Annotated in this window: 11 protein-coding genes; 9 read left to right on the top strand and 2 right to left on the bottom strand. The window is 70.1% G+C overall.

Going from position 1 to position 12672, the window contains the following annotated elements:
- The first annotated feature begins 24 nt into the window (after nt 1-24).
- Nucleotides 25-825 (top strand): YidC/Oxa1 family membrane protein insertase, encoded by an 801-nt coding sequence (locus tag SD72_RS08165; RefSeq protein ID WP_042543965.1) that lies wholly within the window; start codon nt 25-27, stop codon nt 823-825.
- Between the two features lie 139 nt (nt 826-964).
- Nucleotides 965-1414, top strand: a complete 450-nt coding sequence (locus SD72_RS08160; protein ID WP_042543964.1) for a hypothetical protein — start codon at nt 965-967, stop codon at nt 1412-1414.
- A 13-nt stretch (nt 1415-1427) separates the two neighbouring features.
- On the opposite strand, the gene SD72_RS08155 is transcribed toward SD72_RS08160, so the two are convergent.
- Complete coding sequence (locus SD72_RS08155; protein WP_198141913.1) at nt 1428-2921, bottom strand: helix-turn-helix domain-containing protein; 1494 nt, start codon at nt 2919-2921, stop codon at nt 1428-1430.
- 87 nt (nt 2922-3008) lie between these two features.
- On the opposite strand from SD72_RS08155, the gene fepB reads away from it, so the two are divergent.
- Genes fepB through SD72_RS08130 form a run of 5 tightly spaced genes read left to right on the top strand, consistent with a single transcriptional unit; the run spans nt 3009 to nt 7940 of the window.
- Entirely contained in the window at nt 3009-4004 is a 996-nt protein-coding gene (fepB, locus tag SD72_RS08150) for a Fe2+-enterobactin ABC transporter substrate-binding protein (protein WP_042543962.1), read from the top strand.
- Nucleotides 4005-4007: 3 nt separating this feature from the next.
- Entirely contained in the window at nt 4008-5087 is a 1080-nt protein-coding gene (locus SD72_RS08145) for a FecCD family ABC transporter permease (protein WP_042543961.1), read from the top strand.
- Nucleotides 5084-6112 (top strand): FecCD family ABC transporter permease, encoded by a 1029-nt coding sequence (locus SD72_RS08140; RefSeq protein ID WP_232299697.1) that lies wholly within the window; start codon nt 5084-5086, stop codon nt 6110-6112. Before SD72_RS08145 ends, SD72_RS08140 begins: the two co-directional genes overlap by 4 nt.
- An 11-nt stretch (nt 6113-6123) precedes the next feature.
- Entirely contained in the window at nt 6124-7089 is a 966-nt protein-coding gene (locus SD72_RS08135) for an ABC transporter ATP-binding protein (RefSeq protein WP_084766981.1), read from the top strand.
- A complete protein-coding gene (locus SD72_RS08130) occupies nt 7086-7940 on the top strand; it encodes a siderophore-interacting protein (protein ID WP_084766977.1) in 855 nt (284 codons plus the stop codon). The genes SD72_RS08135 and SD72_RS08130 overlap by 4 nt, the downstream gene beginning before the upstream one ends.
- 156 nt (nt 7941-8096) lie before the next feature.
- On the opposite strand, the gene SD72_RS08125 is transcribed toward SD72_RS08130, so the two are convergent.
- A complete protein-coding gene (locus SD72_RS08125) occupies nt 8097-9098 on the bottom strand; it encodes a D-alanine--D-alanine ligase family protein (RefSeq protein ID WP_042543960.1) in 1002 nt (333 codons plus the stop codon).
- 156 nt (nt 9099-9254) lie between these two features.
- Here SD72_RS08125 and SD72_RS08120 point away from each other — a divergent pair, with 156 nt between their 5' ends.
- Nucleotides 9255-11372: an MMPL family transporter gene (locus tag SD72_RS08120; protein ID WP_042544037.1), complete on the top strand. Its 2118-nt coding sequence runs from the start codon at nt 9255-9257 to the stop codon at nt 11370-11372.
- A gap of 3 nt (nt 11373-11375) precedes the next feature.
- A partial coding sequence (locus tag SD72_RS08115) for a sensor histidine kinase (RefSeq protein WP_042543959.1) occupies nt 11376-12672 on the top strand: 1297 nt, incomplete at its 3' end.

Here is a 12672-nt window from a genome sequence, read left to right as displayed (position 1 = left end):
AGCAGACGCACAGGGAGGTGCGCGATGAACATCTACGAGTTCCTCCCCATCAAACTGCTCATCCGCGGGGCCTACTGGCTCGTGACGACGCTCAGCGATCTCATCGAACCCGTCGCCGGCGCGCAGAGCGCGGCCGTCGCGATCATTTTGCTCACGCTCGCCGTGCGACTGCTCCTCATTCCCGTCGGCCGCTCGCAGGTGAAGGCGACGCTCGCGCGGCAGCGGATCGCGCCGAAGCTCGCCGAGCTGCAGCGGAAGTACAAGAACCCCGAGGTGCTCCAGCGCAAGACGATGGAGCTCTACCAGACTGAGAAGGCATCGCCGTTCGCCGGCTGCCTGCCTGTGCTCGCACAGATGCCGGTGCTCATGGCCGTGTACGGCCTGTTCATCCTGCCCGACGTCGACGGCCACCCGAACGAGCTACTCACGAAGTCGTTCCTCGGGATCCCCCTCGATGCAGGGCTCGCCCCGCAGCTGTTCGGCGGCACCATCTCGCTCACCCACGCCCTCGTTGGCGTCGCGATCATGGTGCTCATCGGGGTCGTCACCCAGGTCTCCCGCAGGCTCCTCACCCCGCCGACACAGGCACCCGCGCCCAAGCCCGCCAACCTTCCGGAGGGCATGCCCGACCTCTCGGGAATGACGAAGATGATGAGCTTCGTGCCGTTCATCACAGTATTCATCGCGGCGATCGTGCCGCTCGCAGCGGCCCTCTACCTCGCCACGACGACAACGTGGACGCTGTGCGAGCGGCTCGTGCTCGGCAAGATCTACGGCACGCTCCCCCACGCGCAGAAGCCGGCGCCAGAGAAGCCGGAGGCCTAGCGGCGAGGGCGGGCCTGTTCTCGACAGGCCCGCCCTCGATACCCACCCGTGTCTCACGGCACACTCAGTAACGCGGGCTACCCTGGCGGTCCAACCTTGACACACCGGTCACGTACGGGGATCAGCTCTCATGAAACGCATGGTGCACTCTCGCTACGCGCTGGTCGCGTGCACTGCGGCAGCGCTCCTCTCGGCTGCCGTCTCCGGCTGCAGCTCCCTCACCGGAGCCGGCCCACCACCCGCACTCGAGGACACCACGGATCCACCCCAAGCAGAGCCCGTCCCGCTGCTGCGAGAGGGCGGACTGCTTCCGGGCGAGCTCGGGGTGTCCTGGCTGGCGGACGGGAGGATCGAGGTGACAACATGGGGCAGCTCTTCCTGCCCCGCAGTGATCACGGAGCTACGAGGGCCGCCCCCTTCCACCATCGTCCTCGGCACCAAGCCGAGCGACATCCCAGACTCGGAGCGGATGTGCAGCGCGGATATGGCGCCGCATACGTCGGTCACCGACCGATCCCCTGGCTGGCCTGAAAACAGTGACTACGTCATCGAAGTTACTGACACGGAGACGCTGCTGCGATTGAAGTGAACCGCCCGAGCGCTCAGAGCGCGGAGGCCGGCACCCGCATCTCGCGCCCCCACGCCGCGCGGGTGGGTCGCAGGTTTGGCACCCCGAGCACGGTCGGGCCGGCCCCGTGCACCGCGCGGAAGGCGCGCGAGAACGCGGGTAGGTGCGCGTAGCCGAGCTCGCGCGAGATTTCGGTGGGCGTCTCGCCGTCGCCGAGCTGGTTACGGGCCCGCGTCATGCGCAGCAGCCTGAGCCAGGCCGCGAACTGCTCCCCCGTCTGCGAGGCGACGGCGGCGCAGAGCTCACGCTCGCTCGTGCCGAGGCGTGCGGCCGCGGCTGGCAGGCCGAGCTCGGGCTCGCGCGCGAAGCGGTTCGCCGCGCGGCCGAGGAGCTCGCTTTCGGGGGTGACGGCCGCGCGCTCCGAGCCCGCGAGCACCGCGGCGAATCCGCGATCGGGATCCACGTCGACGACCCCAATGCGCGTGTAGGTCGCGAGGATCGCCTCGAGCATGCCCGGCTGCTCGACGCCGCCGATGCGGGCGGGCCTGAGCGGCGCGCCGACGGGACCGGTCATGGCCGAGCGGTAGCCGAGCGGCATGAGCAGCGTGCCAACGGGAATGCGGAACTCGTTCGGCGTCCCAGCTGGGATCACGACGGCCTCGCCCGCGCCCAGCGCAAGCGTGCGGCCTCCGACGACGAGCTCGGCGCAGCCGATCGCCGACCACACGGCGACGTGCGCGCCGTTCACCCGGGTCCAGGTGCGTCGCGCCCCGTCAGCCTGGCCCGGCTGCCGCCCGAGTTCTGCCAGGGTCTCGTACATGCAGGCGGCGCTCGAACCTGCGCGCCCCTGCCCTGGTGTCAGCCCGGTGGCCTCCGCAAACGCGCGGGTGAAGGCCGCGAGGCTCTCGTAGCCGACGCGGTTTGCGACCCACTCGAGGTCGCGGCCGTCGGAGATGAGCTCCGCGCCGATGCGGATCCGTTGCCGCCGCGCCCAGGCGGTGAGCGTCCACCCGGTCTCCGCTTGGAACCGGCGCTGCACCGTGCGCGGGCTCCACCCGGGCGCCGCGGCCTCAACGGCCGCCGCGAGGCCGAGCCCTGGGGCGCTCGCGAGCAGCTCCACGATGGCGCGGAGCGCTTCATCGCGGGGCGGTGGCGGAGCGGGCAACGGCTCGGGGCTCGCGCCCCGTACCTCGAGCTGCGTCGGGCTGCGGATCCCGTCGAGGTGTCCGAGCGCGTGCGCGAAGGCGTGCAGCAGCCCCGCGTTCCCGTGCTCGGGGACGCGCACGAGGGCAGGTAGGGTCTGGCCTGAGCCACCTGCGGGAACGGGCAGCACGATCGCGCCGCTGGCCGGCGTCACCCCGACGAGCTCGCCTGCCGGCACCCACAGCCCCGATCCTGCGCTGACGGTGTGCGCCGATCCGCCAACTGTCACGGCGGCCGATCCCCTGAGCACGGCGTAGAGCATGGCCTCGGAGAGGCGAACGGGCGGCAGCGTGACGGCTGGTAACACGGTGTCGTTTCCAATCAACAGATGAAAGTAAGGCTTGGCTAACTTTGAGGATAGCGCGCACCGCTGTGCCGTCACTCAACTTTAGACACCCCGGAGGTCCTCCGCATGGCTAGACGCCTGCCCACTCTCGTCGCCGCCGCAGCCGCGGCAGCACTGCTGCTCGCCGGTTGCAGTTCGACCGCCCCAGAGCAAGCGGCCGCAGACACCGCGAGCGAATCGGGCGGCGACTGGCCGCGCACGATCGAGCACGCCGCCGGATCCACAACGATCGACGAGCAGCCGCTGCGGATCGTGTCGGTCGCGCCCTCCGTCACCGGCGGGCTGCTCTCCATCGAGGCGCCGCTCGTCGCGACGGGCGCGGCCCCCGTCACACCGCTCTCCGACGAAAACGGCTTCTTCACGCAGTGGGCCGACGTCGCGGTCGAACGCGGCGTCGAGGTTGCCTACAAGGATCTCGAGCTCGACATCGACGCCGTCGACCAGTTCGAGCCCGACCTCATCATCGGCTCAGCGAACGGCGGCGACAACGCGTTGGACGCATACGAGCAGCTCTCTGAGATCGCCCCAACGGTGCTCCTCGACTACGGTGACGCAACCTGGCAGGAGCTCACCACCCAACTCGCCGAGATCACGGGCCTGGAGGATACCGCCACCGAGGTGCTCGCCGACTACGACGCGTGGGTCGCCGGCGAGGCGAAGAAGCTCACGCTGCCGCCGCAGCCGACGACCGCCCTCATCTACATGGGCGCGGAGGGGTCGTGGCCGTTCGCACCCGACAGCCCGCAGGCGATGCTGCTCAGCTCGCTCGGCTTCGACTACCAGCCGCCGAAGGACGAGTTTCTCACCGAGGGCCAGGGCGGCCGCGTCGGCATCCTCACGAGCGAGAACGCGCCGGACGGGCTCGCCGACGCCGAGACGATCATGATTGTCGCGATGCTCGGCGGCGACCCGGTTGCCGAGTTCTCGAAGGATCCGCTGCTCGCAAATCTCCCCGCCATCACGAGCGATCGGGTGTTCACCATGGGACCGCAGTCCTTCCGCCTCGACTACTACAGCGCAAAGCTGACCGTCGAGCTGCTCGTGGACACCTTCTCGGGCTAACGAGTGCTTGATACCGCCGACACGGCTGACACCGCTCACTCCGCGGTCACGCGGAGCGCCGGGGCACCACGCCCCCGGCGCTCCGCCGCGCGCCGCACCGCCCTGCTCATGGTGGGGTCAGCGACGCTGCTCGCGGTCACCGCCGTGATCGGCATCGGTTTGGGCTCGAACCCGATCCACCCGGCCACCGTCGTCGAGGCGGTCTTCGCCTACGACCCGATGAACAACGCCCACCTCGTCGTCGTGCTGTCGCGCGTACCGCGAATTCTCCTCGGCGTCGTCGTCGGCGCGGCCCTCGGCCTCGCTGGCACGCTCATGCAGTCGGTCACCCGCAACCCGCTCGCCGACCCTGGCATCCTCGGCGTCAACGCTGGCGCCTCGCTCGCCGTCGTCATCGCGATCGCGTTCCTCGGCGTGCAGAGCGTCAGCGGGTACATCTGGTTCGCCTTCGTCGGTGCGGGTGCCGCCGCCGCCCTCGTCTACCTACTCGGGAGCGCGCGCGGCAACGCTGGCACGCCGGTGCGGATCGCGCTCGCCGGCACGGCCGTGAGCATCGTCATCGGCGCGCTCACACAGATGGTGCTGCTGAGCAACGAGCCGGCCTTCAACGCCTTCAGGTTCTGGGCGATCGGCTCGCTCCAGGGCCGGGACTTCGATGTGATCCTCACGGTGCTGCCGTTCATCGCCGTCGGCATTCTCGCGAGCCTCGCCCTCGTCGCCCCGCTCAACGCGATCACGCTCGGCGACGACGTGGCAACCGGGCTCGGCACGAACACGACTGCCGCGCGCATCGGCGTCGCGTTCGCCGTCGTGCTGCTCGCCGGAGCCGCGACCGCGGCGGCCGGACCCATCGGGTTTATCGGCCTGGGCGCCGCGCACATCGCCCGTTTCTTCACCGGCAATGAGCACCGCCGCCTCATCCCAGCGTCCGTGCTGCTCGGCGCGACGCTGCTCGTCGTCGCCGATACCCTCGGCCGCATCGCCGTCGCACCGGCGGAGCTTCAGACCGGCGTCGCCGCGGCGCTCTTCGGTGGGCCACTCTTCGTCGCCCTTGTCCGCTCACGAAAGGTTGCCGCACTGTGACCGCGATCTCGACGCCGGTGCTGCGCATCGCTGGCACCTCGATCCGCATTCGCCCACGGCTCATCGTTGTCGGCGCGATCGCGCTCCTCGTGCTCGCCGCCGCGATCGTCGCGTCGCTCATGGTTGGCACCGTCAGCCTCGGCTTCGGCGACCTCGCGGCCGTGTTCGCCGGCGACGCGAAGCCGTCGCTCGAGCGCAGCGTGCTCGGCAGGCGGCTGCCGCGCGCCCTCACCGCAGCGTTCGTTGGCGCGCTCCTCGGCATGAGTGGCGCCGTCTTCCAGTCGATCTCGCGAAACCCGCTCGGCTCCCCCGACATCATCGGCTTCACCTCGGGCGCCGCGACGGCGGCGGTGTTCCAGATCATCGTGTTCGGCGGCGGCATGCTCGCGACGGCCCTCGCCGCAATCATCGGCGGAATGGTCACAGCCCTCGCCGTGTACTTCCTCGCCCGGCGCGACGGCGTCACTGGCGGGCTCAGGCTCGTGCTCGTCGGCATCGGGGTCGGCGCAGTGGTGAGCGCGTTTTCGGCGCTCCTCATCACGCGCGCCGACATCAACGACGCGATGGTCGCTCAGCTCTGGGGGTCGGGATCGCTGCTCGGCCGCGGCTGGACGCACGCGTGGCTCACGCTCGCAGCCCTCGTCATCGTCACCCCGCTAATGCTCGTCCTTGGCCGCAAGCTCGCGCTCATGGAGATGGGAGACGATGCCGCATACAGCGTCGGCGTGCGCGTCGAACGCACCCGCTTCATCGCGATGCTCGTCGGTGTGACGGCGGCGGCCGCCGCGACCGCGGTCGCCGGCCCCATCGCGTTCATCGCGTTCGCCTCGGGCCACATCGCCCGCCACCTCGCGCCAGTGCCAGGAGTGCTCGTCGGCCTGTCCGCAATCGTCGGTGCCGTGCTGCTCGCGGGCGCCGACCTCCTCGCCCAGAACCTCGACGTTGGCATGCGCACCCCCGTCGGCCTCGTCACAAGCCTGCTCGGCGGCGTCTACCTGCTCTGGCTTCTCGCCCGCCGCATCTGAACGGAACACACATGCCGCTATCGCAAACACCACAGCCACGAACACCACGGCCACGGGCACCACAGCTTCTCGGCACACCCGCAGCATCGAACGCCGCCAGCGCAGGCCTCGCCGCGCAGTCGCTGTCACTCGGCTACGGTGCGCGCACCATCGTCGAGGGCCTTGATCTCGCCGTTCCGGCAGGCGGCTTCACCGTCATCATCGGCCCGAACGGCTGCGGCAAGTCGACGCTGCTGCGTGCGCTCTCGCGGATGCTCAAGCCGAGCACGGGCGCTGTCACGCTCGACGGTAAGGATCTTGCTGGTATCCGCACCAAACAGGTCGCGCGGCGCATCAGCACGCTCGCGCAGGCACCGGCGACGCCGACGGCGATCTCCGTCGCTGATCTCGTCGCGCGCGGGCGGAATCCGTATCAGAGCCTGCTGCAGCAGTGGAGCGCGGCCGACGAGGCCGCGGTCGTCTCGGCGCTCGCCGAGGTCGAGATGACCGCGCACCGCGAGCGCCTCGTCGAGGAACTCAGCGGCGGGCAGCGGCAGCGCGCGTGGATCGCCATGGCGCTCGCCCAAGAGACCCCGATCTTGCTCCTCGACGAGCCGACAACCTACCTCGATATTTCCCACCAGATCGACGTGCTCGACCTGTGCTCGCGGCTCCACAACGGCGGCAGGACACTCGTCGCGGTGCTCCACGATCTCAACCTCGCGGCCCGCTACGCGACCCACATCGTCGCGATGCGCGACGGTGCGATCGTCGCGCAGGGTCCGCCCGAGACGCTCATCACCGTCGAGCTGCTTCGCGAGGTCTTCGACCTCGAGGCGCTCGTGCTCCCCGATCCCGAGACCGGCCGCCCCCTCATCGTGCCGCGCGACACGCGGCCGAGCGCGCGACCGAGCGCGCAGCCGAGCGCGCTCCCCGATCCACCCCTCACCCCAACCGCCAGCGAGTCACAGCTCGTGGCAGAACAGGAGTCAGCATGACGAACACCACCGGCGAACAGGCCCCGGAGCCGATTCAGCAGGGCACCCCGAAGGCGACGCAGTCCGACGACCACAACCGCGGGCTCCAGCTCGGCCGCGCGACCGTCGTCTCCTTCCGCGACGTGACCCCGCAGCTCGCCCGCGTCGTGCTGCGGATCCCGGATCTCGCTACGGAGCCGAACTGGCTGGTGCCGAACGTCGCGATCCGCTTCTACCTCGACGAGCGCTTCGACACCTCGACCCGCGTCTACACGGTGCGCTCAGCGGATGCGGCCGCCGAGACGATCGAGGTCGACGTGGTCAAGCACGGCGAGACGAGCCCGATGATGCAGTGGATCGACACGCTGCAGGTCGGTGACACCGTCAAGTTCGGCGGGCCAAGACCCCACTTCGATATCCCCGAGACTGGCGGGCGCGACGCGGTGATCTTCGCGGATGCGACGTCGCTCCCCGCGCTCTACGCGATCCTCGAGCAGGCCGACCCGCAGCTCGCGGGCCGCGGCTGGGTCGCGACAAACGACGAGGGCGCGTTCGCCGAGCTGCCCGTGCTTCCTGGCCTCACGCTCACCCGCATCGCGCCTGGCACGGGCTTCACCGAGCAGCTCGCGACACTGCAGGAGCCAGCCTCCGTGGTCGTCTGGGGTGCCGGCGAGCGCGACGAGATGCGGGCGATCCGCTCGTTCTTCCGCAACGACAACGGCCTCGCGAAGGACGACGTCGCCGTCTTCGGCTATTGGAAGCGCGGCACGACGAACACGCAGATCGACGAGAAGCGCGTCGCCGCATACGAGATCGCGCTCGCTGAGGGCCGCTCGGTGCACGACCTCGACGACCTGGCGCTCGCCATCTAGCGGGCGGCGAGCCTGGCGCGGGCCTCCCCACGCGCGTTCTGCCCCGAGTGTACGGTTAGGCGATTCCAGTTGTGTACATTCGGGGCAGACCTGTCTCCGCAGCAGTTCCGACCCCGCGCGCCGCGCTCAGCCCTGCTGCGCTCAGCCGCGCTGCTCTCAGCCCTGTCGCTTGAGCGCCTCCTGGCAGATCCGTTCACACAGCTCCGCATAGTCGATCCCGGCAGCGGCAGCCGACTGCGGCAGCAGGCTCGTTGCCGTCATGCCAGGCAGGCTGTTCGTTTCGATGATCCACGCCTGGCCGGCCGCGTCGAGCCGAAAGTCCGACCGACTGTAGCCGTCGAGCCGGTGGATCCGGTGGGCAGCGGCGGCAGCGGACCGCACGCCCGCGCTCACGGACCTTGGCAGCGCAGCGGGGAATTCCTCGGTCACCGCGCCCGCCTGGTACTTCTCTGCGTAGCCAAACACGCCGAGCTCGCCGAGGTGAATCTCACCAACAGCGAGCGGCTCCCCGGCCAACACCCCGACCGTGAGCTCACGGCCAGCAACGAAGCGCTCGATCATCACGCTGCCGTGTTCGGCCGCGCGTTCGACCGCCGCCGGCAGCTCTGTGGCGTTGCGCACGAGCGATAACCCGACAGTTGACCCCTGCGCGGTCGGCTTCACGACCACGGGAAAGCCGAGCTGCGCTTCGACGATCCCTGGCGCGACGGGAGCGATGAGCCAGTCAGGCGTCGCAAGGCCTCCGGCCCGCAGCAGCGCCTTACTCACATCCTTGTCCATTGCGAGTCCGCTGCCGAGCGGCCCGGAGCCCGTGTAGGGGACGCCTGCGAGGTCGAGCAGCGCCTGCAGCCTGCCGTCTTCCCCCGACCCGCCGTGCAGCGCGAGAAACACGAGGTCGCTCTGTCGCACCGCCTGCGGGATCCGCAGTGCGGCCCCCGCCCGCCTTGCCGGGGCGAGCCTCGCTGGTGAAGGGGGCGCGTGCCCAACGCCGACCGAGAGAATCTCAGGCTCATCGGCCTCGCGCACGGCACCGAAGACGGTGTCGACCGCGAGCACCCGGTGCCCGCGCGACCGCAGTGCGGGAATGATTTGGGCGGCGCTCGCTACCGAGACGTCGCGCTCCTCCGTCTCGCCACCGAACAGCACCGAAATGCGCATGCGGCAGAACGTACCCGCGAAACCTTGGCGTTTGCCGTGGTGCCGGTCCCCCGGCCAGGTCGATTCCCCCGCAACTTCTCGTCATCCTTTTGGATGACGAGAAGTTCAGCATCGCCCCCGATGCCGCAACTGGCGCGCGCTGGTGAAGTTGATGTCATGGCCGATTCCTCCTCACGCAGACATCTTTCCGACGCGCTCACGTCCCGCCGCGGCGCCTGGATCTCCCTCGGCGTCGTACTCATCGCGCTCGTCGCGCTGTTCGGCGTTTTCGGGTCAGCGCAGGCGCCTGCGCGCAACGCCCAGGCGCCTGCGACATCGGAGTCGGCCCTCACGAGCGAGCTCCTCGCGCAGTTCCCGAACGCCGACCGCCAGTCCGTGCTCGTCGTTGCCTCCCGCGACGACGGCGGCGAACTCACCACGAACGACACCGCGGCGCTCGAGCAGCTGCTCCCCGTGCTCGACGCGCACGCGGACACCGATTCGAGCGGCCCGATGGTCAGCGACGACGGGAGGGCAGCGCTGCTCGTCACCCCGATCAAGGTCGGTGACACGAACACCGACACCGCAGAAATCGTGAAGGGGCTCCGCGCAGACATCGCCGGGCACGCACCCGCCGGCCTCTCCCTCCAGGTGACGGGCGGGCCCGCGTTCGGCGCCGACATCGCAGGGGCCTTCGAGGGCGCCGACTTCACGCTGCTGCTTGTGACGATCCTCATCGTTGCGGTGCTGCTCATCGTCACGTATCGCTCCCCCGTGCTGTGGATCGTTCCGCTCATCGTCGTCGCCCTCGCCGACGGCCTCGCTGGGCGTGTGACCGCGGCGGCCGGTGCGGCATGGGACCTCCAGTTCGACGCTGGCATCATCAGCGTGCTCGTCTTCGGCGCGGGCACGAACTACGCGCTGCTGCTCATCTCCCGCTACCGCGAAGAGCTCCTCCGCACCGAGGATCACCGGGCCGCGCTCAGCACCGCCTGGCGCAAGACGCTCCCCGCGATCCTCGCGTCGAACGTCACCGTCGTCGCTGCCCTGCTCACGCTCGCGCTCGCTGCGATCCCCGGCACGCACGGCCTCGGCGTCTCCTCGGCGATCGGGCTCGTCATCGCGCTCGCCGCCGTGCTGTTCGCGCTGCCGCCGTTCCTCGCCGTGTGCGGCCGCGGCGTGTTCTGGCCGTTCATTCCCCGCCCGGCAGGCGCTGGCAGCGGCACGACCGAGGCCAGCACCAGCACCAGCACCAGCACCGGCGGCGTCTGGCGGTCGATCGCCACCCGCGTCTCGCACCGCCCCGCAGTCAGCCTCACGGCCGGCCTCGCGCTGCTCGCCGTGATGGCGACGGGTCTCATCGGCACCTCCGTCGGGCTCGACCAGGTCGAGAAGTTCCGCGGCGAGTCCGAGTCTGCCGCCGGCCTCGAGGTGCTCTCGGAGCACTTCCCGCCCGGCGAGGCCCAACCGATCTTCATCGTGTCGGCGAGCGGGAGCGCGGGCGACGTCGTCGCTGCAGCGAAAGACGTCGAGGGCGTCGTGCGCGCCCACCCCGTCGGCGAGACCGCAGACGGCACGCTCACGAAGATCATGGTGACGAGCGAATACGCGCCGAGCACCACAGCGAGCCTTGAGCAGATTTCCGCGCTACGGGACGCAGTGCACGCCGTGCCGGGTGGCCCGGAGCTCGACAAAGCCCACGTCGGCGGCGCGACAGCGACTGACCTCGACGCGCGCGACGGCAACCAGCAGGATCTCTTGCTCATTGCGCCGCTCGTGCTCGCAATCAGCTTCCTCGTGCTCATGCTCCTGCTCCGCTCCCTCGTCGCGCCGGCGCTGCTGCTGCTCGTGAACCTCGCGAGCGCGGTCGCGGCGATCGGCGCCGGCGCCTGGCTCAGCCGGGTGCTGTTTGGCCAGCACGCGCTCGACCTGCAGGTGCCGCTGCTCGCCTTCCTGTTCCTCGTCGCCCTCGGCATCGACTACACGATCTTCCTCGTGCACCGGGCGCGGTCTGAGGCTCGGAAGCTCGGCACCCGCGCCGGAATGGTCGAGGCCGTCGCGCACACAGGCAGCGTCATCACGAGCGCGGGCATCGTGCTCGCCGCCGTGTTCGCGGCCCTCGGGGTATTGCCGCTCGTGACGCTCGGCCAGCTTGGCCTCATCGTCGGCATCGGCGTGCTCGTTGACACGCTCGTCGTGCGCACCGTGATCGTCCCCGCGATCTTCAGCTTGGTCGGCGACGGCATCTGGTTGCCGGGAAAGCTCACCCGAGTGCCAGCGAAGAGAGAGAATTAACCCATGAGCCTCGTAGATGCGCCGCTGGCGCGCGCTGACGTCTCCGCCGCGCGCCCCTCGGAGCCGACAGTTCGCGCGATGGCGATCGGCCAGCACCTCATCGCGGTCGCGCTCACGGTGATCGGCGTCATCCGCGCGCTCGGCGACGGCGTCGCGGCCCCCGCTGCAATCATCGCCGGCGTAGCGATCCTCGCCTGGCACACGGCAGGGGCGCTCATCCCCCGCCGGGCCGCTGCGGCGAGCGCCCGCGCTACGACCGCGGCGAGCGCCCAAGCAAGCAGCGTCACCTGGTGGCTTGTCGGCTTCGCCGCGGTGTGGATCGCCGCCGTCGCCGTCTCGCCCGAGTTCGTCTGGCTCGCGTTTCTGCTCTGGCTGCTCGCGGGTCACCTGTTGCCGCTCGGGTGGGGTCTCGTGTTCTCGGGTGCCGTGTTCGCGGTCGTCGTTGTCGCGCCCATCCTGCACCACGGCGGCACGAGCTACGCGAACGTGTTCGGCCCGCTCATCGGCGGGGTCTTCGCGTACGGGATCTCCCGCGGCTACCTCCAGCTGCTTCGCGAGGCCGACAAACGCGAGCGGCTCGTCGCCTCGCTCACCCAGGCGCACGCCGAACTTGCCGAGCTGCAAGACGAGCTCGCCGCCGCGCAGCGGGAGGCTGGCGCTATCGCCGAGCGCACCCGCATCTCGCGCGACATCCACGACACGATCGCGCAGGCGCTGTCGTCGATCCGCCTCCTCGCCCACGCTGGCGGCAGCCGCACTGCTGATCCAGCGGCCGAGCTCACCCTCACCCAGATCGAGTCGCTCGCTGGCGACAGCCTCGCTGACGTGCGGCGGATCGTCGCCGAGCTCGTTCCCGCGGAACTCGAACACGGGGCGCTCGCCGCGGCGCTACAGCGCATGCTCGACCGCGCTGGCGAGGAGACCGGGCTGCAGGTCGAACTCCACGTCGACGAGAGCATCCCGCTGCTGCCAACCGAGATCGAGGTTGGGTTGCTGCGATCCGCCCAGTCCGCGCTCGCGAACGTGCGGCTCCACGCGGCCGCGACCCGGGTCGTGCTCAGCCTGATCGATGCGGGCGACTCGGTGCGTCTTGACATCATCGACGACGGCACCGGCTTCGACGCTTCCTCGTGGGAGCGGAACAGGCAACCAGCCTCATCGAGTTACGGCCTGCGCTTCATGCGCGATCGCCTCCGCGAGCTCGGCGGTGGCCTGGACGTCGAGAGTTCGCCCGGGGAGGGAACGGCGATCTCCGCGCACCTCCCGATCCACTTCGACGCCCACCGAGCGGACGTTCCAC

It is taken from the genome of Leucobacter komagatae (genome assembly GCF_000834055.1).
In the GTDB taxonomy this organism is placed as follows: Bacteria; Actinomycetota; Actinomycetes; order Actinomycetales; family Microbacteriaceae; genus Leucobacter; species Leucobacter komagatae_A.
The sequence above is the reverse complement of the archived record's forward strand: the minus strand, read 5'-3'. Positions and strand labels throughout refer to the sequence as shown.

Bases quoted from the DNA above. Each gene is read 5' to 3' on its own strand.
- SD72_RS08165 (WP_042543965.1), top strand. From the start codon at position 25: ATGAACATCTACGAGTTCCTCCCCATCAAACTGCTCATCCGCGGGGCC.
- SD72_RS08160 (WP_042543964.1), top strand. From the start codon at position 965: ATGGTGCACTCTCGCTACGCGCTGGTCGCGTGCACTGCGGCAGCGCTC.
- fepB (WP_042543962.1), top strand. From the start codon at position 3,009: ATGGCTAGACGCCTGCCCACTCTCGTCGCCGCCGCAGCCGCGGCAGCA.
- SD72_RS08135 (WP_084766981.1), top strand. From the start codon at position 6,124: ATGCCGCTATCGCAAACACCACAGCCACGAACACCACGGCCACGGGCA.
- SD72_RS08130 (WP_084766977.1), top strand. From the start codon at position 7,086: ATGACGAACACCACCGGCGAACAGGCCCCGGAGCCGATTCAGCAGGGC.
- SD72_RS08125 (WP_042543960.1), bottom strand. From the start codon at position 9,098: ATGCGCATTTCGGTGCTGTTCGGTGGCGAGACGGAGGAGCGCGACGTC.
- SD72_RS08120 (WP_042544037.1), top strand. From the start codon at position 9,255: ATGGCCGATTCCTCCTCACGCAGACATCTTTCCGACGCGCTCACGTCC.